The sequence below is a fragment of the Streptosporangium sp. NPDC053982 genome, assembly GCF_055585205.1.
Genome location: NZ_JBVJKQ010000009.1, coordinates 23,769 through 44,885, shown reverse-complemented (window position 1 = coordinate 44,885; position 21,117 = coordinate 23,769). Strand labels below are relative to the sequence as shown.

18 protein-coding genes are annotated in these 21,117 nt (G+C 72.5%); 14 read left to right on the top strand and 4 right to left on the bottom strand.

Annotated features, from left to right (window positions below):
• Positions 1-109: 109 nt before the first annotated feature.
• Positions 110-1,060: an agmatinase gene (gene speB / locus ACZ6W9_RS17430; RefSeq protein ID WP_389965080.1), complete on the top strand. Its 951-nt coding sequence runs from the start codon at positions 110-112 to the stop codon at positions 1,058-1,060.
• Positions 1,061-1,127: 67 nt separating this feature from the next.
• Here speB and ACZ6W9_RS17425 read toward each other — a convergent pair whose 3' ends face one another.
• A complete protein-coding gene (locus ACZ6W9_RS17425; protein ID WP_362945228.1) occupies positions 1,128-1,622 on the bottom strand; it encodes an Lrp/AsnC family transcriptional regulator in 495 nt (164 codons plus the stop codon).
• A gap of 208 nt (positions 1,623-1,830) precedes the next feature.
• Between ACZ6W9_RS17425 and ACZ6W9_RS17420 the strand changes: the two genes are divergently transcribed.
• The 8 genes from ACZ6W9_RS17420 to ACZ6W9_RS17385 all read left to right on the top strand — a co-directional run bounded on the left by ACZ6W9_RS17420 (position 1,831) and on the right by ACZ6W9_RS17385 (position 10,577).
• Positions 1,831-3,264: a gamma-aminobutyraldehyde dehydrogenase gene (locus tag ACZ6W9_RS17420; protein WP_389965083.1), complete on the top strand. Its 1,434-nt coding sequence runs from the start codon at positions 1,831-1,833 to the stop codon at positions 3,262-3,264.
• Between the two features lie 26 nt (positions 3,265-3,290).
• A complete protein-coding gene (locus ACZ6W9_RS17415) occupies positions 3,291-4,439 on the top strand; it encodes an ABC transporter ATP-binding protein (protein ID WP_389965086.1) in 1,149 nt (382 codons plus the stop codon).
• A 6-nt stretch (positions 4,440-4,445) separates the two neighbouring features.
• Positions 4,446-5,693, top strand: coding sequence for an ABC transporter substrate-binding protein (locus tag ACZ6W9_RS17410; protein WP_389965089.1), 1,248 nt, complete (start codon positions 4,446-4,448; stop codon positions 5,691-5,693).
• Positions 5,694-5,700: 7 nt separating this feature from the next.
• Positions 5,701-6,552, top strand: coding sequence for an ABC transporter permease (locus tag ACZ6W9_RS17405; RefSeq protein ID WP_362945236.1), 852 nt, complete (start codon positions 5,701-5,703; stop codon positions 6,550-6,552).
• Entirely contained in the window at positions 6,549-7,382 is an 834-nt protein-coding gene (locus tag ACZ6W9_RS17400) for an ABC transporter permease (protein ID WP_470118601.1), read from the top strand. Before ACZ6W9_RS17405 ends, ACZ6W9_RS17400 begins: the two co-directional genes overlap by 4 nt.
• Before the next feature lie 182 nt (positions 7,383-7,564).
• Entirely contained in the window at positions 7,565-8,959 is a 1,395-nt protein-coding gene (locus ACZ6W9_RS17395) for an NAD(P)/FAD-dependent oxidoreductase (RefSeq protein WP_389965209.1), read from the top strand.
• Positions 8,960-9,124: 165 nt separating this feature from the next.
• On the top strand, positions 9,125-9,655 hold the full coding sequence (locus ACZ6W9_RS17390) for a GNAT family N-acetyltransferase (RefSeq protein WP_389965095.1): 531 nt from the start codon (positions 9,125-9,127) through the stop codon (positions 9,653-9,655).
• Between the two features lie 34 nt (positions 9,656-9,689).
• Entirely contained in the window at positions 9,690-10,577 is an 888-nt protein-coding gene (locus tag ACZ6W9_RS17385) for an alpha/beta hydrolase (RefSeq protein WP_389965098.1), read from the top strand.
• A gap of 107 nt (positions 10,578-10,684) precedes the next feature.
• Here ACZ6W9_RS17385 and ACZ6W9_RS17380 read toward each other — a convergent pair whose 3' ends face one another.
• Positions 10,685-11,287 carry a DUF5709 domain-containing protein gene (locus ACZ6W9_RS17380; protein WP_389965101.1) on the bottom strand — a complete coding sequence of 201 codons (603 nt, stop codon included), beginning with the start codon at positions 11,285-11,287 and terminating at the stop codon, positions 10,685-10,687.
• A 204-nt stretch (positions 11,288-11,491) separates the two neighbouring features.
• Here ACZ6W9_RS17380 and ACZ6W9_RS17375 point away from each other — a divergent pair, with 204 nt between their 5' ends.
• From ACZ6W9_RS17375 to ACZ6W9_RS17365, 3 genes are all read left to right on the top strand, one after another.
• Positions 11,492-12,667, top strand: coding sequence for a DUF418 domain-containing protein (locus ACZ6W9_RS17375; protein WP_470118598.1), 1,176 nt, complete (start codon positions 11,492-11,494; stop codon positions 12,665-12,667).
• A gap of 8 nt (positions 12,668-12,675) precedes the next feature.
• Entirely contained in the window at positions 12,676-12,987 is a 312-nt protein-coding gene (locus tag ACZ6W9_RS17370) for a hypothetical protein (protein ID WP_389965107.1), read from the top strand.
• A gap of 92 nt (positions 12,988-13,079) precedes the next feature.
• Positions 13,080-14,333: a cation:proton antiporter domain-containing protein gene (locus tag ACZ6W9_RS17365; protein WP_389965110.1), complete on the top strand. Its 1,254-nt coding sequence runs from the start codon at positions 13,080-13,082 to the stop codon at positions 14,331-14,333.
• A gap of 3 nt (positions 14,334-14,336) precedes the next feature.
• Here ACZ6W9_RS17365 and ACZ6W9_RS17360 read toward each other — a convergent pair whose 3' ends face one another.
• Positions 14,337-17,066, bottom strand: a complete 2,730-nt coding sequence (locus tag ACZ6W9_RS17360; protein ID WP_470118595.1) for a PEP/pyruvate-binding domain-containing protein — start codon at positions 17,064-17,066, stop codon at positions 14,337-14,339.
• Positions 17,067-17,214: 148 nt separating this feature from the next.
• Positions 17,215-18,276 carry a LacI family DNA-binding transcriptional regulator gene (locus ACZ6W9_RS17355; protein WP_389965115.1) on the bottom strand — a complete coding sequence of 354 codons (1,062 nt, stop codon included), beginning with the start codon at positions 18,274-18,276 and terminating at the stop codon, positions 17,215-17,217.
• 52 nt (positions 18,277-18,328) lie between these two features.
• On the opposite strand from ACZ6W9_RS17355, the gene ACZ6W9_RS17350 reads away from it, so the two are divergent.
• Both ACZ6W9_RS17350 and ACZ6W9_RS17345 read left to right on the top strand, forming a co-directional pair.
• Entirely contained in the window at positions 18,329-19,636 is a 1,308-nt protein-coding gene (locus ACZ6W9_RS17350; RefSeq protein WP_470118593.1) for an MFS transporter, read from the top strand.
• Positions 19,637-19,792: 156 nt separating this feature from the next.
• Positions 19,793-21,010: an MFS transporter gene (locus ACZ6W9_RS17345; protein WP_389965121.1), complete on the top strand. Its 1,218-nt coding sequence runs from the start codon at positions 19,793-19,795 to the stop codon at positions 21,008-21,010.
• Positions 21,011-21,117: the final 107 nt, after the last annotated feature.

Sequence of the window (21,117 nt, the reverse complement as noted above, 5' to 3'; positions counted from 1 at the left end):
CGGGCCTGCCACGCCCTCCCCCGCCGTTCCACGTCCCTCGGAAGAAGCCCCCGCAAGAAGCCCCCGCAAGAAGCCTCCCGAAAGACTCTCCTCGAAAGGACCGTGCGGCATGACCGAGCCCCGGGGCCCCGTCGACTCCTCCCGCGTCCCCCGCTTCGCGGGCCCGGCGACGTTCGCGCGTCTGCCGCGCCTGGACGAGGTCGGGCGCTGCGACGTGGCCGTGGTGGGGGTGCCGTTCGACAGTGGGGTCTCCTACCGTCCCGGCGCCCGCTTCGGCCCCTCCGCGGTCCGCGAGGCCAGCCGCCTGCTCCGGCCGTACCACCCCGGCCTGGACGTCTCGCCGTTCGCCGCGGTGCAGGTGGCCGACGCCGGCGACATCGCCTGCAACCCGTTCGACATCGGCGAGGCCGTCGAGGCGATCGAGGACGCCGCGACCCGGCTCCAGGAGGACGGCGCCCGCCTGGTCACCATCGGCGGCGACCACACCATCGCGCTGCCGCTGCTGCGCTCCCTGGCCAGGCGGCACGGCCCGGTGGCCATGCTGCACTTCGACGCCCACCTCGACACCTGGGACACCTACTTCGGCGCCGAGTACACCCACGGCACGCCGTTCCGCCGGGCGGTGGAGGAGGGCATCCTCGACACCGAGGCGATCGGCCACGTCGGCACGCGCGGCCCGCTGTACGGCAGGCGGGACCTCGACGACGACCGCCGCCTCGGCTTCGGCATCATGACCTCGGCCGACGTGATGCGCCGCGGTGTGGACGAGACCGTCGACGCGCTCCGGCAGCGGATCGGCGACCGGCCGCTCTACCTGTCGATCGACATCGACGTGCTGGACCCCGCGCACGCCCCCGGCACCGGCACCCCCGAGGCGGGCGGCCTGACCAGCCGTGAGCTGCTGGAGATCCTGCGCGGCCTGGCCGGGTGCAACCTGGTCGGCGGCGACGTGGTCGAGGTGGCCCCCGCCTACGACCACGCGGAGATCACCGCGGTGGCCGCCTCCCACGTCGCCTACGACCTGGTCAGCCTGCTGGCGCTGTCCAAGCCCTCTTCCTGACGGGGCCGGGCGGTCCGCCCGCCGTACGACCCGGACCGGCCGTACGGCGGGCGGTCCCCGGAGGGCGTCAGCGGGTCCCCCAGGAGTAGGTCTGCTTGTGCAGCTTGAGGTAGACGAACGTCTCGGTGGCGCGGACCGTGGGGATGGCCCGGATCTTGCCGAGGATGTCCAGCAGGTGCAGGTCGCTCTCGCAGACCACCTCGACCATGACGTCCACCGAACCGGCGGTCAGCACGACGTAGTCGATCTCCTTTATGGCCGACAGTTCGTCGGCCACCGTCTCCAGGTCGCCCTCGCACTTGATGCCGATCATCGCCTGGCGGGAGAAGCCGAGGGTGAGCGGGTCGGTGACCCCGACGATCTGCATGACCCCGGCGTCGAGCAGGCGCTGGACCCGCTGGCGGACGGCGGCCTCGGACAGTCCCACCGCCTTGCCGATCGCGGCGTAGGGCTTGCGGCCGTCGGCCTGCAGCTGTTCGATGATCTGTTTGGAGATCTCGTCGAGGACGACCGTGCCGTGCTTCGCGTCGTTGTCGCGGCGTACCTTGGGCGGGGTCGTCATCCGCGCTCCCTGGCGTCGTGTTAAGGGGTCGTTGCGGGCGTCGCACGCCCTGCCGACATGTTGCGGCTCGCTGCGACATGCTGTCAGTTTTTATGGCTCTGTCAAGCGATTTCGTCGCGATTTGGTATCTTAACAACGAAATCCCTTGTCGCGTAGGCTCTCCTCTGTAAGAGTCCCCATAACCAAGCCACCTCACAGGAGGTCAACGGTGACCACCCGTCTGCAGAACTATGTCAACGGCGAGCTCGTGGACGCCAAGAGCGGCCGGTTCTCCGACGTCATCGACCCCTGCACCGGAGAGGCATACCTGCAGGCGCCGATCTCCGGCGCGGAGGACGTCGACGCCGCCTACGCCGCCGCGGCCGCCGCCTTCGAGTCATGGAGCCTGCTGACCCCCGGTGAGCGGGCCAACCTGCTGCTCAAGGTCGCGGACGCCCTCGACGCGCGCGCCGGGGAGATCAACGAGGCCGAGTGCCGCAACACCGGCAAGCCCCGCGCCCGGATGGCCGAGGACGAGACCCCGGTCGCGGCCGACCACTTCCGCTTCTTCGCCGGCGCCGCCCGCACCCTGGAGGGGCCGACGTCGGGTGAGTTCCTCGCCGACCACACCTCCGTGATCCGGTACGAGCCGATCGGCGTCGTCGGCCAGGTCACCCCCTGGAACTACCCGATGATGATGGCGGTCTGGAAGATCGCCCCCGCGCTCGCCGCGGGCAACACCGTCGTGCTCAAGCCGTCCGACACCACCCCGGTCTCCACCCTCAAGATGGCCGAGATCATCGGTGAGGTCCTGCCGAAGGGCGTCTTCAACGTCGTCACCGGCGACCGCGAGACCGGCGCTCTCGTGGTGGGCCACCCGACCGCCCAGATGGTCGCCATCACCGGCTCGGTCGGCGCCGGCATGGCCGTGGCCAGGACCGCCGCCGAGGACGTCAAGCGGGTCCACCTGGAGCTCGGCGGCAAGGCCCCGGTCATCGTCTTCGACGACGTCAAGGACTTCAAGGCCGCCGCCGAGGCGATCGCCATGGGCGGTTTCTACAACGCCGGCCAGGACTGCACCGCGGCCTGCCGGGTGCTGGTCCACGAGGACGCCCACGACGAGTTCGTCGCGGCCCTCGTCGAGGCGGCCACCGCCACCGTGACCGGCGACCTGTCCAACGAGGACGCCCTCTACGGCCCGCTCAACAACGCGGACCAGCTGGCGCGGGTGACCGGCTTCATCGAGCGGGCGCCCGGCCACGCCAAGGTCCTGACCGGCGGCCGGCGGATCGGTGACAAGGGATTCTTCTTCGCCCCGACCGTCGTCGACGGCCTCCAGCAGGACGACGAGATGGTGCAGAACGAGGTCTTCGGGCCCGTCATCACCGTCCAGACCTTCTCCGACGAGGCCGATGCCGTGGCCAAGGCCAACGGTGTCCGGTACGGCCTCTCCAGCTCGGTCTGGACCTCCGACCACGGCCGGGCGATGCGGGTGTCGAGGCGACTCGACTTCGGCGTCGTGTGGGTCAACACCCACATCCCGTTCGTCTCCGAGATGCCGCACGGTGGCTTCAAGCACTCCGGCTACGGCAAGGACCTGTCGGTCTTCGGGCTCCACGACTACCTGCGAGTCAAGCACGTCATGCACTACATCGGCGAATAGCCGCGAAACAAGAGGGACAGCCTGGTATGACCGAAACCCAGGCGGATGTGGAGGCGGTGGTCTCCACCGCCTCCGGCCCGCCCCCGGTGCCCGCCATCGAACTCGACGGAGTCGTCAAGGAGTACCTCGCCCACGGTGAGGTCGTCCAGGCGGTCAAGGGCGTCACCCTGACCATCGCCGAGGGCGAGTTCTTCTCGCTCCTCGGCCCCTCGGGGTGTGGCAAGACCACCACCATGCGCATGATCGCCGGGTTCGAGGACCCGTCGCGCGGCACGGTGCGGCTGCACGGCCGGGACGTGACCGACGTCCCGCCCAACAGACGCGACGTGAACATGGTGTTCCAGTCGTACGCGCTCTTCCCGCACATGAACGTCTGGGAGAACGTCGCCTTCGGCCTGCGGCGCAGGAAGGTGGCCGACGCCGAGATGAAGCGTCGCGTCGGCGAGATGCTGGAGATCGTGGACCTCGGCGGGCGCGAGAAGCGCCGCCCCCGCGAGCTGTCCGGCGGCCAGCAGCAGCGGGTGGCCCTGGCCCGGGCCCTGGTCAACCGGCCCAGCGCGCTCCTGCTGGACGAGCCGCTGGGCGCCCTCGACCTCAAGCTGCGCCAGGCCATGCAGATCGAGCTCAAGCGCATCCAGCGCGAGGTCGGCATCACGTTCGTCTACGTCACCCACGACCAGAGCGAGGCGCTCACCATGAGCGACCGCATCGCCGTCATGAACGACGGCCTGGTCGAGCAGCTCGCCGCGCCCCGCGAGATCTACGAGCGCCCCGCCAGCGCGTTCGTCGCCGGGTTCATCGGCACCTCCAACCTGATCAGCGGGACGGTGGACCGCGTCGAGGACGGCTGCGCCGTACTGCTGCTCGAAGACGGAGGACGGGTCCTCGCCGGGGAGGGCGGGCACCGGGCGGGGGACGCGATCGCGGTCACCGTACGCCCGGAGAAGATCATGATCTCCACCGAGGAGCCCGCGGCGGGTCTGAGCGCCGTGCGCGGCACCGTCGCCGAGGTCGTCTATTTGGGCCTGTACAACAGCTACGCGGTGCGCCTGCCCGGCGGCACCGAGGTAACCGTCTTCCAGCAGAACGCGCTCGACAGCACGAGCACGGCCGAGCGCGGCGACGCGGTCTGGCTGTCGTGGCGGCCGCAGCACTCTTACGTGATCGGAAGTTGAGCCACCATGCACCACGACTCCTCACTCGACACCGCCCTGCTGCGCGGCATGACCCGGCCCCGCTCGGTGACCCGCCGCGACGCCTTCCGCCTCGCCGGCCTGTCGGCCGCCGGGATGGCCCTGGCCGCCTGCGGCGTGCAGGGCAAGAAGGCCGCCCCGCCCATAAAGGACGGGATCGCCGACTACTGGGCGTCCAAGAAGAAGAACGGCGCCCTGCGGTTCGCCAACTGGACGCTGTACATCGACAAGGAGGACGGCCGCTACCCCTCCCTGGAGAAGTTCACCGCCGACACCGGCATCAAGGTGACCTACACCGAGGCCATCCAGGACACCCCCTCCTTCTTCGGGAAGATCCAGCCGCTGCTCGCCTCGAACACCGACATCGGCTACGACCTGATGGTCATCACCAACGGCCTGCACCTCAGCAAGGCCATCGCGCTGGGCTACCTGGTGCCGCTGGACCACGCCAGGCTGCCCAACTTCGCGGCCAACGCGGCGGAGAAGGTCAAGAACCCCACCTGGGACCCGGACAACACCTACACGATCCCCTGGACGGCGGGCCTGACCGGCATCGCCTACAACCCCAAGTACGTGGACGAGGTCACCAGCATCAACGACCTGTGGAACCCCAAGTACAAGGGCAAGGTCGGCATGATGCTCGACCCGCAGGAGGTCGCGAACTTCGGGATGTTCGCCGAGGGCATCGACCCTGACAAGTCCACCGAGGCCGACTGGCGCAAGGCCGCAGCGAGGCTGCAGAAGCAGCGCGACGACGGCCTGGTGCGCAAGTACTACGAGAACGACTACGTCGACGCGCTGGCCCGGGGCGACATCTGGATCACCATGGCCTGGTCGGGTGACATCTTCCAGCAGGTCGCCGAGGGCAAGGACCTCAAGTTCGTGATCCCCCAGGAGGGCGGCACGATCTGGACCGACAACATGTGCATCCCCAAGACCGCGCAGAACCCGCTCGACGCGCTCACGTACATGGACTACGTCTACCAGCCGAAGATCGCCACGATGCTGGTGGAGGCCATCAACTACATCACCCCGGTGCCGGGCACCAAGGACCTCGTCCTGGCCGACGCCGCCAAGGCGAGCGGCGACGACAGGAAGTCGCTGGAGCAGCTCGCGAAGAGCCCGATGGTCTACCCCGCCGAGGCCGACATGGCCCGGCTGCGGTCCTACAAGGCACTGAACACGGCCGAGGAGAAGATCTTCGAGTCCGTCTTCCAGCCGATCACCCAGGGCTAGGCGAACGATGAGGCGCTTCGCCCCCTACCTGCTCATCCTCCCGGGCGGGCTGTGGCTGGTGATCTTCCTGGTGGTGCCGATGGTCTTCATGGCCTCGGTGTCCACCCAGGAGGGCGACGTGGTCAACGGCTTCGTCCAGACGTTCAACCTGTCGATCTACGGCGACGTCCTGTCTCAGTACGGCACGCAGTTCCTGCGCTCGGCCGGGTACGGCCTGGTGGCGACGGTCATCTCCATCGTGCTGGCCTACCCGACGGCCTACTGGATCGCCTTCAGGGGCGGCTCCCGCAAGTCGACCTACCTGCTGCTGGTGCTGCTGCCGTTCTTCGTGTCGTTCGTGCTGCGCACCGTGTCGTGGAAGTTCCTGCTGGCGGACAACGGGCTGCTGCTGTCGCCGCTGAAGTCGCTGGGCGTGGTGCCCGGCGACTTCCACGTGCTGCAGACGACGGTGGCGGTGATCGGCGGGCTGGTCTACAACTACCTGCCGTTCATGATCCTGCCGATCTACGTGGCCCTGGAGCGGGTGGACCCCCGCGTCGTGGAGGCCGCGCGGGACCTGTACGCCGCCCGCCGGCAGGCGTTCACCAAGGTCGTGCTTCCGTTGTCGCTGCCCGGTGTGTTCGCCGGGGTGCTGATGACGTTCGTCCCGATGACCGCCGACTACGTCAACGCCGAGATCCTCGGAGGCCCGGCGAACACGATGATCGGCAACATCATCCAGTCCAGGTTCCTGGTCAACAACGACTATCCGTCGGCCGCGGCGCTGTCGTTCGCGCTGATGGCGGCGATGCTGCTCGGCATCTTCGCCTACGCCAGGGCGCTGGGCACCGAGAACGTGCTGGAGGCCGCGGCCCGATGAGCACCGCCACCGCCACCGCGTCCGCGCCCGCTCCGGCGCCCGCCCGGCGCCGCCGCCACCTCCTCGACCGGCTGCTCAAGGTCTACGTCTGGCTGATCCTCGCCTGGCTGTTCCTGCCGATCGTGGTCATGATCATTTTTGGCTTCAACGACACCAAGAGCAAGTCGAACGTCACCTGGCAGGGCTTCACCTTCAAGTGGTGGGGCATGCTCGACCAGGACCCCAAGCTGATCGAGGCGGTCGTCAACTCCCTGGAGATCGCCGTGCTCGCCACGGTCATCACCACGGTCATCGGCACGCTGATGGGCCTGGCGATGGGCCGCCACAGGTTCCGCGGGCTGGGCGCCGTCAACCTGGTGCTCTTCGCCGCCATCGCCTCGCCCGAGCTGGTCATGGGCTCCTCCCTGCTGTCGCTGTTCGTCAGCGCCGGGGTGCAGCCGGGCTTCGTGACCGTGGTCATCGCGCACGTGCTGTTCTCGCTGTCGTTCGTGGCGATCACCGTACGGGCCCGGGTCGTGGGGCTCGACCCCTCGATCGAGGAGGCGGCGCGCGACCTCGGGGCGTCCACCTGGACGACGTTCTGGCGCGTCACGTTCCCGATGATCCTGCCCGGCGTCGTCTCGGGCGCGCTGCTGGCGTTCGCGCTGTCCATCGACGACTTCGTGATCACCCAGTTCACCAGCGGCGCCCTCCAGACGTTCCCGCTGTGGATCTGGGGCGCCACCCGGATCGGGGTCCCGCCGCAGGTCAACATTCTGGGGACCCTTATATTCGCGGTAGGCGTGGTGATCGCCGTGGTCAACACGGTCACCGCCCGCCGCCGCACCTAGCGTCGTCAGGCCCCCGTACCGCCAGCGGTTGGCGGCACGGGGTTTCGGCGTACCCGGAAGATGTCCCCGGCACAGAACAGGGAGGCGAGATCGGATTCAGGCGGGGGGAACCCGCGCGTGACCTCTGAGGTCACGCGATACCTAGACAACGAATTTCAACTCACCGTAGGGAAGTGAGATTTGTGGATCCGCTGAAGGCTCTTGCTGACGCGGAGCGCAAGCCGTACTGGCTCGACAGTCCGGCGAAACCCGAGCCGCTGCCGCGGCTCCTCAAGGACACGACCGCCGATCTCGCGGTGGTCGGCGGAGGCTTCTCGGGGCTGTGGACCGCCCTGATGGCCAAGGAACGCGACCCGTCCCTCGACGTGGTCCTGCTGGAAGGACGCGGGATCGGCTGGGCGGCCTCCGGCCGCAACGGCGGGTTCGCGGTGGCGTCGCTCACCCACGGCCTCGCCAACGGGCTGGAACGCTGGCCCGAGGAGATCACCACCCTGGAACGGCTGGGCCGGGCCAACCTCGACGAGATCGGCGAGACCGTCGGACGGTACGGCATCGACTGCGACTACGAGCGCACCGGCGAGCTGCACGTGGCCACCGAGCCCTGGCAGCTCGACGAGATGCACGAGAGCGTCCGGGCGGCGCGGGAGCTGGGCCTGGACCACGACGTCCTCGGCCGCGACGAGATCCGGGCGGAGGTGAACTCGCCCACCTACGTCGGCGGCTACTGGGAACGCGACGGCTGCGCCATGATCGACCCCGCCCGGCTGGCCTGGGGGCTCCGGCGGGCCTGCCTGGAGCTGGGCGTGCGCGTCCACGAGCGCACGCCGGTACGCCACATCCGGGACAACCGGGCCACCATGGACCTCGTCACCCCGCGCGGCACCGTCAGGGCCGCGAGGGTCGCGCTCGGCACCGGCGTGTTCCAGCCGCTGCTGCGCAGGCTGAAGCACTTCCTGGTGCCGGTCTACGACTACGCGCTGGTGACCGAGCCGCTGTCTCCGGAGCAGCTCGCCTCCGTCGGCTGGCGCAACCGCCAGGGCGTGGGCGACTCGGCCAACCAGTTCCACTACTACCGGCTGACCGCCGACAACCGCATCCTGTGGGGCGGCTACGACGCGGTCTACTACAACGGCGGTCGCATCAGGCCGGAGTACGAGCAGCGCGACGAGACCTTCGCCAAGCTGGCCGAGCACTTCTTCACCACCTTCCCGCAGCTCGACGGGGTGCGCTTCACCCATCGGTGGGGCGGCGTCATCGACACCTGCAGCAGGTTCAGCGCCTTCTACGGCCAGGCCCACGGCGGGCGGCTCGCCTACGCCGTCGGCTACACCGGCCTGGGGGTCGCCGCCACCCGCTTCGGGGCCAACGTCATGCTCGACCTGCTCGCCGGGGAGCCGACGGAGCGGACCGGACTGCGGATGGTCCAGGAGAAGCCGATTCCCTTTCCACCGGAACCGGTCCGCTCGGCGGGGATCCAGATGACCCGCTGGTCGCTCGCCCGGGCCGACCTGCACGAGGGCCGCCGCAACCTGTGGCTGCGCACCCTGGACCGGATGGGCCTGGGCTTCGACTCCTGAGACGTCCTCTGAGACGTCTTCCACGGCGTCCTCTGAGGCGTTCTCTCAGGCGTCCCGTCCCGGGGGGCGGGGCCCGACACGGCCCCGCCCCCCGGCGAGGTTCGCCGGGGGGCGGGGCCGGTAATCCGATTGCGGAGTCCGGCCGATCCGGTGCAGGGTGGGCGGATGATCGTCCGCCGCGAGACCCCCGCCGACATCGACGCCGTCCACGAGGTGACGGCCGCCGCCTTCGCCAAGCCCGACCGGCCCGGCGAGACGCCCGCCGAGGAGCCCCTGCTCCGCGAGCTCCGCGGCTGCGACGAGTGGATGCCCGAGCTGTCCCTCGTCGCGATCGGCGCGGACGGCGAGGTCGCCGGGCACGTGCTGGGCAGCCGCGCCCACATCGAGGGGGCTCCCGTCGTCGCCGTCGGCCCGGTGAGCGTCCGCCCCGGCCGTCAGCGGCGCGGCGTCGGTCTCGCCCTGCTGCACACGCTCCTCGGCGCGGCGGACGCCATGGGCGAGCCGATGGCGGTGCTGCTCGGCTCGCCCGCCTACTACTCGCGCTTCGGCTTCCGGCCCGCCGCGGAGTACGGCGTCGTGCCCCCGGTGCCGGAATGGGAGCCGTTCTTCCAGGTCCGCGTCCTGTCGGCGTACGACCCGGACGACCCGCGCCTACGCGGAGCGTTCGCCTACGCCGAGCCTTTCAACCATGTCTGACACGCCGGGGCGGGAGTCGTACAGACTGGGGCGCATGACCGAGAGGGTTGAGTTCGAGGCCGACGGGATCACGCTCGTCGGCGACCTGCGGACGCCGGACGGCCCCGGCCCGCACCCGGCGCTGGTCCTCACCGGGCCGTTCACCGGCACCCGCGACCAGGTGACCGGCCTGTACGCCGAACGGCTGACCGCCGCCGGATACGTGACGCTGGCCTTCGACCACCGCAACTGGGGGGAGTCCGGCGGGACGCCGCGGCAGCACGAGGACCCGCAGGGCAAGCTGCACGACCTGCGGGCGGCGGTCTCGCTGCTGCGCTCGCGGCCCGAGTCCGACGGCGCCAGGATCGGCGCGGCCGGGATCTGCCTGGGCGCCGGCTACGCGCTGAAGTTCGCCGCCTTCGACCCCCGGGTGCGGGTCTTCGCCGGGATCGCCGGGGCCTACAACAGCCCCTACGCCATGCGCGCCGGGATGTCACCGGCCGGGTACGAGGAGGCGCTGGCCTCCTTCACCGAGGTCCTGGAGCGCCAGGACCTCGGCGGCGAGGCCGAGTACGTCCCCGCCGTGGCGGCGGAGGGGGAGGCGGCCATGCCCGGCGACGAGCCGTACGCCTACTACGGCACCGGGCGCGGCGCGTCCCCGCACTGGCGCAACCGGGTCACCCGGGCCTCGATCCGCGAGCTGGTCACCATGGACAACATGACCGGCGCCGACTTCCTGTCGCCCAAGCCCGGCCTGGTGGTGCACGGCGTCGTGGACCGCTTCTGCTCCCCGGAGGGCGCGGAGGAGGCCTACAAGCGGATGGACGAGCCCAAGCGGCTCGTCTGGCTCGACGCCCGGCTCCACATCGACCTCTACGACGCCGAGCCGCACGTGAGCCGGGCGGTGGAGGCCGTCGCCGCCTTCCTCGCCGAGCACCTCTGACGTCCCGGGGACGGTTCAGGGGTGGCTCGGGACCACCCCCGGCCGCCTCCCCGGTACGGAGCGGCCGCCGGGGACCCGGGCGCTCCGGTGTCACGCCCTCCCCGGTGTCACTCCGGCTCGATGTGCATGGCGGCCTCCTCGGCGGTGTAGCCGCCGAAGTCCGCGCCGACGTCCTCGGCGATCATGTCGGGCTCGGTGTCGGTCGCGGCGCCCTGGTCGGGCTCGACCAGCCGGCCCGCCTGGCGCGGCTCGTCGTCCCCGTATCCGCCGACCGGCCCGGACGGCTGCGACTGATAGCCGACGTCGATGTCCTCGTCACGCTCGTAGTCGGTGTTGAGGTCCGAGCCCACGCCGAGACCGCTGGTCTCGGTCACCTGCTCGTCGAGGCTGTCCGGGACGTCCGGGTCGAGGCCGTCCTCGCCGGTGGCCGCCTCGTCCTCGCCGCGGCCGGTCCTCTCGCCCTCCTCGGTCCCGAACAGCGGCTGGGGTTCGGGCTCCTCCCGGCTGAGGCGGCCGTCGAGGGGTTCCCCTGCGCTCCACTCCTCGGCCGTGGTCCCGTAGTCGTCCAGCGCGCCCGGCTGGTCGGCGGGCAGGGGCTCCTCCTGGGGGTCCACCGCCCACTGCTGTTCGGGCGTCCCCTCCTGAAGGTCAGGGATCCCTTCGTCCTCGGCCCGTGAATACGGGTCGCCCGGCATGTTCCGCCTGTCCACAGCGATCCCCCTCCGATCATCTCGCCGTCCTTGCGGTGTTCCTCCTGTCACCCGTGCCCACCCCGTCGCGGACATAACGAGACGTATGTATCCGTCCTCTCGCCTCACCCGCCGGTCGGAGGGCGACCGGTCCGCCGTTCGATGTACGCCGCGACGGTTCCGGGGGAGGATGTCCGGCCGGGCCGGGTCCGAAATCGTGGGAACGTGACGACACGACGCATCGACGCGCTGGACCTGCTCCGGGGCATCGCCATCATGGGGACGCTGGGCACCAACATCTGGATCTTCACCGGTCCGGCGGGTCCCGCCGGGGTGCTGGACGCGCTGGGCGGGACCGGCGCGGTGGAGACCTTCCTGCGTTTCCTGACCAACGGCAAGTTCCTCGCCCTGCTCACCCTGCTCTTCGGGGTCGGGCTGGAACTGCAGTACCGCTCGGCCGCGCGCCGGGGCACGCCGTGGCCCGGCTGGTACCTCTGGCGCGCGGGGCTGCTGTTCGTCGAGGGGCTCCTGCACTACCTGCTGGTCTTCGAGTTCGACGTGCTCATGGGATACGCGGTGACCTCGGTCGTGGTGGCCTACCTGATAGGCCGGAGCGACCGGGTGATCAACGCGTGGATGACGGGCGCCGGGGTGGTGTTCGCGTCGATGGTCGGCCTGGTCACCCTCGTCCTGATGTACGGCGACGTCTCCACGCCGCCCTCCGGGCCGGTCACGCTGTTCACCGACGGCTCCTACGCGGACCAGGTCGCGACCCGGATCGAGTTCTTCGGCCTCTATCGGCTGGAGGCCGTGTTCATCGTCCCGCTCGGGATCACCCTGTTCCTGCTCGGCGCCCGGCTGATGCGCGCCGGGGCGCTGGAGGACTCCGCCCGCGGCGCCGCGCTCCGCGGGCGGCTCATGGCGGCCGGGCTCGGCGTGGGCGTGCCGCTGAACCTGCTCACCTCCTTCGCCGGGGGCGACTGGGTCCTGGTCGACCGCTACCTGCTGCCGCCCCTGGTGGCCCTCGGGCTGCTCGCCCTCGTCACCGCCGCCGCGCACCGGATGAGCCGTCTCTCCGGCGGGACCCCCGGTCCCGCGCGGCGCGGCCTGACCGCGGTCGGGCGCACCGCGCTGAGCTGCTACGTGGCCCAGAACCTGATCGCGTCGGTCCTCTGCTACGGCTGGGGCCTCGGCCTGGCCGCGAGGTTCGCGGACCTGCGGCCGTGGTGGACGGTGGCCGCCTGGGCCGCCATCTGCCTGCTGCTGGCGACGCTGTCGACGCTCTGGCTGCGCCGTTTCCAGCGGGGACCGCTGGAGTCGGTCTGGCAGTGGGTCTACGCCGCACCCCAGCGTCGTTTCGTGACAGATGATAAAATGGCGGACAATTCCCCCAAGAGTTAGGGCATGGTTTGTCGCGGAGGATCGTCGGTACGGTCGCCGCGATCCTGCTGTCCCTGTTCGCCGTCGTCCACGCCCCTCTCGCGACGCCCGGCGACCGTCACCACGCACCCGGCGTCGCCGTCATGCTGGCGGGCGGCGCCGTACTGCCTCCGGCGGCACCGCACCAGGCCGACCACTTCTCCGCGGCTCCCGAGGCCGGGCGGATCACCGGCCCCGGGCCGGGGACCCGTCTTCCGGTCCGGCCCTCACGGGTGCGCCTCGCCGTGCCCGCCGTACGCGACCTCCCCGGCCCGCGGGCGCCTCCGCCGGGCGATCTCTGACGCACCGACACCGAGATCGCTCCACAGGAGGTTTCCAATGTTCGACGAATGTGTGTTCACCATGCCCGGACTCCATCCGGAAGGCGGGCCGCATGGCACCGGGTGACGCTCTCATCGCCCTGGGCGGGTCCTTCCTGGCCGCCGGGGTCATCGCCAGGATCGGCAACCGCATCGGGCTGCCGACGATTCCGCTGTTCATGCTCGCGGGCATCGTGTTCGGCCCGCACACCCCCGGCCTCGCGCTGGTCGAGAACCCGGCGGACCTCAAGCTCATCGCCGCGCTCGGCCTGATCTTCCTGTTGTTCTACCTCGGCCTGGAGTTCTCCCTCGACGACCTGGTCGAGGGAGGCAGGCGGATGGTCCTGGCCGGGGCCCTCTACATCCTGCTCAACGTCGGAGGCGGCCTGGCCTTCGGGTTCGCCGTCGGCTGGGGGTTCCGCGAGGCGATGGTCCTGGCCGGGGTCATCGGCATCTCCTCCTCGGCCATCGTGACCAAACTGCTGATCGACCTCGGCCGGCTCGGCGACCCGGAGAGCCGCCTCATCCTGGGTGTCATCGTGGTCGAGGACGTCTTCCTCGCGCTCTATCTCGCCGTGCTGCAGCCGGTGCTCAGCGGGGCGGACTCCTTCGCCGCCGCGGCCGCCTCCTTCGGCAGGGCGTTCGCCTTCCTGATCGTGCTCACCGCGCTGGCGCGCTGGGGCTCCCGGCTGGTCAACCGGCTCGTCAGCACCAGGGACGACGAGCTGCTCGTGGTGATGTTCACCGGTCTGGCGATCTTCACCGCCGGAGTCGCCGAGGAGTTCGGCGTGTCCGACGCCATCGGGGCCTTCATGGTCGGTCTCATCCTGAGCTCGACCAAGGCGGCGCCGCGCATCCGGCAGTTCGTCCATCCGCTCAGGGACGCGTTCGCCGCGCTGTTCTTCTTCGCCTTCGGCCTGTCCATCGAGCCGGGCGACATGCTCTCGGTGGCCTGGCCGATCGCGGCCGCGGTGGCGATCACCCTGGTGCTCAACGTGGCGGCCGGGACGGCGGCCGCGAAGCTGAACTCCTTCGGCAGGAGGGAGGCGGTGAACATCTCGCTCACCGTGCTCTCACGCGGCGAGTTCGCGCTGGTCCTGGCGACGATGGCGCTCGCCGCCGGGCTGGACGCGAGGCTCGCCCCGTTCATCGCCGGGTACGTGCTCGTTCTCGCCCTGCTCGGGCCGCTGATCGCCAGCCGGTCGGAGACGATCGTCCGCCTCCTCTCCCGGCGTTCCACGAAGAAGCGGGCGAAGAAGCCGGCGGAGGACCCCCGGGAGGAACCGGCGGAGGACCCCGCGGAGAGGGAATCGCGGGATCCGGCCTGACCCTCAGGGAACGGTGATCGTTCCGGAGGTGCCGTCCACGGTGATCCGCAGGCCGGTGGAGACCCGCTCGGTCGCGTGCGCGACGCCCACGACGGCGGGGATGCCGTACTCGCGGGCCACCACCGCGCCGTGGGAGTTGGCGCCGCCCATCTCCATCACCAGGCCGCCGGCGGTCAGGAAGAGCGGTGTCCAGCCCGGATCGGTGGAAGGGCAGACCAGGATCTCGCCCGGCGCCAGGTGCGCGCCGACCGGGTCGAGCACCACCCTGGCGACGCCGGTGACGGTACCGGCCGACGCGGGGGTGCCGGTGAGCGAGCCGTCCGCCGGGGCGCCCGGCTGCCGGACGGCCTCGGGTTCGGTGCCGTCCGACAGCAGCACGCGGGGCAGGTGCCTGCGCAGCAGCTCGCGGGCGGCCTCCTGGCGCCGCTCCGCCACCACGCCGGCCGGCGTGCCGGGGTGGCGGGGCGGCGCGGTGAGGGCCGCCCTGACCTCGGGGAAGGTCAGGAGGAAGACGTCGTCCGGGCGGGACAGCAGGCCGCGGTCCGCCAGGTCGGCACCGACGGCCGCCAGTTCGGCGCGCATGGCGGCCAGGACCGACACCAGGTGGTGCTTGGGCAGCTCGCGCAGGCCCGCCAGGGCGCGGGTCCGGCCGAGCGCGAACCGGATGACGCGACCGCGGAGGCCCCCCGCGCGGGCGGCCAGCGTCCCGATCATGCGCTCGGCCTCCGCGGCGCCCTCGGCGAAGAGGACGTCGGGGGCCAGGGCCGGGTCGTCGAGACGGAGGTAGTTGGCCAGGACCCCGATGACGTGCTCGGGATCCTCCGACCACCGGGGCACCCCGAGGTCGATCTCGGCGACGGTCCGCATGCCGTGGGCGGCGAGGAAGCCGCGCAGCCCCTCGCGCACGACGGCCGGCAGCGTCCCGTCGTGGAAGCGCGTGGCGAGCTCGGCCGCGGGGGTGTCCAGCAGGAGCGCCGCGGCGTCCGCGTCGGCGCGGATCCGGGAGGCCAGTCGCCACAGCTCCAGGTCCATCTCGGTGGTCACGTTGTGCGGGAGCCCGCGCAGGACGGTCTGCAGCTCGCCCGGCCGGGCCAGGCCGCCGAGGAGGCGGTGGGCCAGGCCGAGCATGGCGAACCCGGCGGCCGGGGCGGGCGCGATCCTCGGTATCACCTGGAAGACGCTGTCGCCGAGCCTCCGCTCGACGTGGTCGAGCCGTTCCAGGGAGGTGGCGCCCGGCGGGGACGCGAGCCGGGACCGCGTCTCCGCCGTCAGCCGTTCCACCCGCCGGCGCGCCGCCTCAGGGTTGAGCAGGGCCTGCGCGGCCCGTTCCGGAATCCGGTGATGGGCCGCGACCCGGGCCGCCCGGAGCAGGGCGGGCCGCACGGAGCGCCGGGTGACGGTGAAGCGGGGATCGTCGGCCAGGGCGCGGAGCACCTTCGCCGACCTGGCCTCCATCACGTCGAGGAGCCGGGGGAGGATCGCTCGGCCCGCCCGGCTGCGTACGACACCGGTGACGTCGGCGAACATCCGTCCGGCGGCCTCGGCGAAGACCGGGGCCCCGGCCTCGCGGTCGCGCACCGGGAAGCCCAGCGTCCCGGCGCCCGCGGCCGACAGCAGCCGGAAGGCCGACATGCCCATCGGGGTGATCGGCCGGTAGACGCCCTGGGCGACGCTGAGCGAGAAGTAGATCCGCGTGCCGCCGTCGCCGTCGGCCGTCTTCCCGCTTCCCGGGCGGTGCTCGGGGATCGGGAAGAGGGTGGTGACCGGGCGCGACTGGGTCAGCCACAGCGCTCCGGCGGCGTCGACGGCCCACTCGATGTCCTGCGGCGCGCCGTAGTGGGCCTCGACCCGGCCGCCCAGTTCGGCCAGCGCCCTGACCTGGGCGTCGGTCAGGCAGAACTCGTCCGCACCGGCTCCGGCCCGCTCGACGTGCTCGACGCCGCCGCCGGGGGCCGGCTGTACGGCCAGCCGCTTGTCCCCCGGCCGCCGCTCGGTGATCCGCCCGGTGGCGACGTCCACCACGAAGTGGTCCGGGTTGACCGCGCCGGAGACCACGGCCTCTCCGAGGCCGGGGGCGGCGTCGATCACCGCCTCGCGCCGCCTCCCGGTGACCGGGTTGGCGGTGAACATCACCCCCGCCACCTCCGGCCGGACCATTTCCTGGATCACCACGGCCAGTCGCACGCTCCGGTGGTCGATGCCGTGGGCGGCCCGGTAGGAGGTGGCCCGGTCGGTCCACAGCGAGGCCCAGCAGCGCCGGACCGCCTCCAGCGTCGCGTCCGCGCCGACCACGTTGAGGTAGGTGTCCTGCTGGCCGGCGAAGCTGGCGTGCGGCAGGTCCTCGGCGGTCGCCGAGGAGCGGACCGCGACGGGGCCGCGCGCGCCGAGCCGTACGGCGTCGGCGATGTCGGCGGGGACGGGGGCGTGGAGCACGAGGTCGCGGGCCCGGGAGGCCAGCTCGCGGAGGGATGCGACGTCGTCGGCGGGGACGGCGGCCAGGGCGTCGAGCACCTCCTCCAGGCCCGCGCCCGCGGCGACCCTGCGGTAGGCCTCGGTGGTGACGCACACGCCCGGCGGGACGGGGAACCCGGCGGCGGTGAGCACCCCGAGGTTGGCGGCCTTCCCGCCGACCTCAGGGAGCGACTCCGCGCTGACCTCGGCGAATCGGAGGACCAGCGGGGCGGATGTCTGCGGGCCGGACTCGACGCGGTCCGCGGGATCGGCGGCGTTCAACGGGCATCTCCTCGGGCCGCTGCTCGCACCTGAGGGCCGGTGCGTGCCCGTAACGCTAGGCTCGGCCCGCAAATAAGTCAACAAGTGATGAAATAAAGCGGACGGCCGGACGGCGACGGGCGGTGACAAGGCGGCGGGGCGGGCGCGGTCAGGGGCGGTGTGTGGAGCCGCGCCGGACCAGGGCCCAGCGAGGGGGCTCGGCGTCCCCGGCCGCGGGGGGCGCGCCCACGGCCACCCGCGCGCAGCGCGCGCCCTGGTCGCGCAGGGACTGGGCGACGGTGGTCAGCTCCGCGGCGGCGGCCGCCCCGGTGTCGTCCCACCCGGTGACGGCGAGGTCGCCGGGGACGGCCACTCCCAGGCGCGCCGCGGCGCGGAGCGTGCCCAGGGCCAGCTCGTCGCTCATCGCCGCGATCGCGTCGCAGGGGTCGGGGCCGGTCAGCAGCTCCGTCGCGAGCGCGTCCGCCTCGCGCGCGTCGTTGGTGGAGCAGACGGCCACCCTGACCTGCTCCCAGAGCCCGCCGGTCGCGGTCCAGGCGTCCCGGAAGCCGAGCAGGCGCTGTCTCGTGACGCGGAAGGTCGCGGAGGCGGGGTCGACGCCGGGCAGGACGCCGGCGGCTCTGACGCGGTCGAGCGGGAAGCCGAGCACCGCGGGCCGCCGCGCGTCGGCGAACGCCTCGCGCCCCGCGGCCTCGGCGGCGGCCCGGTCGTCCGCGGCCACCAGGGGGAGGTCGTCCCGGAGCGGGCCGCCGTGCACCACGGCCGGCAGTCCCAGGGCGGCGACGGCCTCGATGACGGGGTCGTCGTCCGCGGTGGTCCAGACGACGAAGCCGTCGACGGCCGCCTCGGTGACACGGTCGGCGTCGGCCGGGCCCCCGGTCACCGGGACGAGGGTCAGCCCCATGCCGTGGTCGGCGCAGACCTGGGCGACCCCCGCGAGGAATCGGGTCGCCTGCGGGTCGTCGAAGGCGTAGGTGAGGTGCTCGCCGAGGACGACGCCCAGGTTGCCGGTGCGGCCGCGGCGCAGCGATCGCGCCCCGGGGTGCGGGCCCGGGTAGCCGAGACGTTCGGCGGCCTCGCGGACCCTGGCCCGGGTGGCGGCCGAGACCCGGTCGGGGCGGCCGTAGGCGTAGGAGACGGTCATCACCGACACCCCCGCCTCACGGGCGACCTCCGCCATGGTCGCCCGCCGCCCGCCCGCCGTCCCCGTCATGGGAGAAGGATACCTGTGTAACGATACACACTTTCTGTGTATCGTTACACACATGTCCTCTCCTCCAAGCGCTTCAGGGGTTCGTGCCGCCTACGCGGCCTTCGCGGTCTTCGGCGCGTTCTGGGGCGTCTGGGGGGCGTCGGTACCGGCCATCCGTGACCAGGCGGGCCTGGACGACGGGCGGCTCGGCATCGCTCTGCTGTTCGTGGGCGCCGGGGCGCTGCCCGCCATGCCCGCCGCGGGCGTTGCCGTCGATCGCTGGGGGCGCCGGCCGGCCGCCCTCCTGCCCGTGCTGCTCGGCGCGGCGGGAACGGCGGTGGCGCTCACGGCGCGCGACCTGTGGAGCCTGTCGGCGGGCCTCACCCTGCTCGGTGCGGCCTCAGGGGCGGCGGATGTGGCGATCAACGCGGCCGCCGGGGCGGTTGAGCGGGCCGCGGGCCGGCCCGTCATCACCCGCGCGCACGGGTTCTTCTCCGCGGCCGTCGTGCTCGCGAGCCTCGCCACCGGCCTGCTGGCCGGCACGGGGGCACCGGTCTTCCTGCCGTTCCTGCTGGTCGCGATGGCCGCCGCGGTACTGACCCCGGTGATCGCGGCGGGAGGGCGGACCGCCGCGGCCGACCGCGGGACGGAACGCGACGCGGACGCGGCGGGGGAGCGGGCGGCGGGCGCGGGACGGCGCACGGACCCGCGCGGGGAACGGGTGGACGGCGACGGCGGCCTCACGCGGGCGCGGCCGGCGGAGGAAGGGGGTCCGGAAACGCGTCCGGGACGGCCCGCCGCCCGCCTCGCGCCGCTCCTGCTGTTCGGCGGGCTGGGCGCGCTGGCCTTCGCCACCGAGAACGCCCACCAGAGCTGGGGGGCGGTCTACCTGGCCGACGTACTCGGCGCCGGGCCGGTGCTCGCCTCGGCCGCCCCGGCCGTCTTCGCCGCCGTCGTCGCCCTCACCCGTTTCTCCGCCGGCCGGGTGGCGTCCGGGCGCGCCGCGACCGTGCTCGTCTGCGGCGCAGCGGCCGCGGCCGCCGGAAGCGCGGCGGTGGCCGTCGCCCCCTCCGTGCCGGTGGCGCTGGCCGGGCTCGTCCTGGCCGCGGCGGGGACCGCGGTGCTGTTCCCCACGTTGCTGGCCGCGGCGAACGACGGTGTCGGGCACGCCGTGCGCGGCCGGGCGACGTCCGTGGTGACCGGCGTCGCCTACCTGGGCTTCCTCGCCGGTCCCGTCTACGTCGGATGGTGGGCCGACGTGACCGGCCTGCCGGGGGCCATGGGAGCCGTGGCGGCGCTGGCCCTCGTCCTCGCGCTCGCCGCCTGGCCGGTCCTGCGGGCGGTCCACGGACCGGCGGGGAACGAGAAGTGCCCTGTTTAGGGTAAATTGTCTGCTTGGTGTGCCCGAAGCGGCGCACCCGTAATGACCGCACGGCGGCCGCGATCCCGCGGTATCCACCCCGGTCGAAGCCCACCACGACGGTGCGGCTCGCCCCGGCCGGGTGACGCCCTCCGTCTGGACCCTGGACGGAGACCCTTGAAGTCCTACCTGGCCGTACTCGGCCTGCCCGGAGCCTGGCGCTTCCTCGCCCCCGCGTTCGTCGCCCGCCTGCCGTACGCCATGCTGCAGATCGGCATCCTGCTCCTGGTGCAGTGGTCCACCGGCTCGTACGGCGCGGCGGGGATCGCCTCGGCCGCCGCGGCCGTCGCCCAGGCGCTCGTCGGCCCGCAGACCGGGCGGCTGGCCGACCGGTACGGCCAGCCCAGGGTGCTCGTCCCGCAGGCCGTCCTGCACGCCGCCGCGCTGGGCGCGCTGCTGGCGCTGGCCGCCTCACACGCCTCACCCGTCGCGCTCACCGCCGTGGCGGCGCTGGCCGGCGGGTCGATGCCGCAGGTCGGCTCGATGGTGCGGGCCCGCTGGGCGAACGTGCTGGGCGGTTCCGGCAGGCTGGGCACGGCCTTCGCGCTGGAGTCCATGACCGACGAGCTGACCTTCACCCTCGCCCCCGTGCTGCTGGTCGCCCTGTCGACCGGTTACTCGCCCGTCTGGGCGCTGCTCGCGGCCCTCGTCATGGTGGTGGCCGGCACACTCGTGTTCGCCGGGGTCCGCGAGGGCGCCCCCGAACCGGTGCCGGTCCGCACCCGCTCCCGGCGGGGGGTGCTGCGGCTGCGGGGCGTGGCCCCGCTGGCGGCCGCCTTCGTCGCGCTCGGCGCCGTCTTCGGCAGCCTCCAGGTCGGCGTCACCTCCTCGACGGCGGCGCTCGGTCAGGCCGCCGCGGCGGGACCGGTCTACGCGACCTTCTCCGCCGCAAGCTTCGCCGGAGGGCTCCTCTACGGCGTCGTCCGCTGGAGGACCGGCGCCCCGGCCCGGCTGGCCGCCGCCCTGGGCCTGCTCTCGGCGGCCACCGTCGCGCTGTGCTTCGCCGGGTCCGTCCCCATGCTGTACGGCGGGGCCGCCGCGGCCGGTCTCCTCATCGCCCCGGCCGTCATCACCGGCTACACCCTCGCCGAGGGCCTCGTCCCGGCCGAGGTGCGGACCGAGGCGTTCACCTGGCTCAACGGCGGGATCGGCCTGGGCATCGCCACCGGCGCCGCCGTGGCGGGCCAGCTCGTGGACCGCTTCGGCGCGTCCCTGGCCTTCCTCGTCCCGCCGGTCACCACGGGCCTGGCCGCCCTGCTGGTGCTGCTCTCCCTGCGTCTCCTCCGGCCCGTGCCCGAGTCCGCCCCCGCGCGGGAACCGGTCCTGACCTCCTGAGCCTCCGCCCGCGGGCCCGTACCGGCCGGACGTCTGCGCGGGGCCGGTACGGGGGCCGTCCGGGGAGCCCGGAGGAGCCCGTCCGGCCGGACTCGGACGGCACGGCT

What these genes read in the sequence shown, in the direction of transcription:
- speB (WP_389965080.1), top strand. Translation starts at nt 110, where the DNA reads ATGACCGAGCCCCGGGGCCCCGTCGACTCCTCCCGCGTCCCCCGCTTC.
- ACZ6W9_RS17365 (WP_389965110.1), top strand. Translation starts at nt 13,080, where the DNA reads ATGGCACCGGGTGACGCTCTCATCGCCCTGGGCGGGTCCTTCCTGGCC.
- ACZ6W9_RS17405 (WP_362945236.1), top strand. Translation starts at nt 5,701, where the DNA reads ATGAGGCGCTTCGCCCCCTACCTGCTCATCCTCCCGGGCGGGCTGTGG.
- ACZ6W9_RS17355 (WP_389965115.1), bottom strand. Translation starts at nt 18,276, where the DNA reads ATGACGGGGACGGCGGGCGGGCGGCGGGCGACCATGGCGGAGGTCGCC.
- ACZ6W9_RS17410 (WP_389965089.1), top strand. Translation starts at nt 4,446, where the DNA reads ATGCACCACGACTCCTCACTCGACACCGCCCTGCTGCGCGGCATGACC.
- ACZ6W9_RS17385 (WP_389965098.1), top strand. Translation starts at nt 9,690, where the DNA reads ATGACCGAGAGGGTTGAGTTCGAGGCCGACGGGATCACGCTCGTCGGC.
- ACZ6W9_RS17350 (WP_470118593.1), top strand. Translation starts at nt 18,329, where the DNA reads ATGTCCTCTCCTCCAAGCGCTTCAGGGGTTCGTGCCGCCTACGCGGCC.
- ACZ6W9_RS17425 (WP_362945228.1), bottom strand. Translation starts at nt 1,622, where the DNA reads ATGACGACCCCGCCCAAGGTACGCCGCGACAACGACGCGAAGCACGGC.
- ACZ6W9_RS17390 (WP_389965095.1), top strand. Translation starts at nt 9,125, where the DNA reads ATGATCGTCCGCCGCGAGACCCCCGCCGACATCGACGCCGTCCACGAG.
- ACZ6W9_RS17400 (WP_470118601.1), top strand. Translation starts at nt 6,549, where the DNA reads ATGAGCACCGCCACCGCCACCGCGTCCGCGCCCGCTCCGGCGCCCGCC.
- ACZ6W9_RS17415 (WP_389965086.1), top strand. Translation starts at nt 3,291, where the DNA reads ATGACCGAAACCCAGGCGGATGTGGAGGCGGTGGTCTCCACCGCCTCC.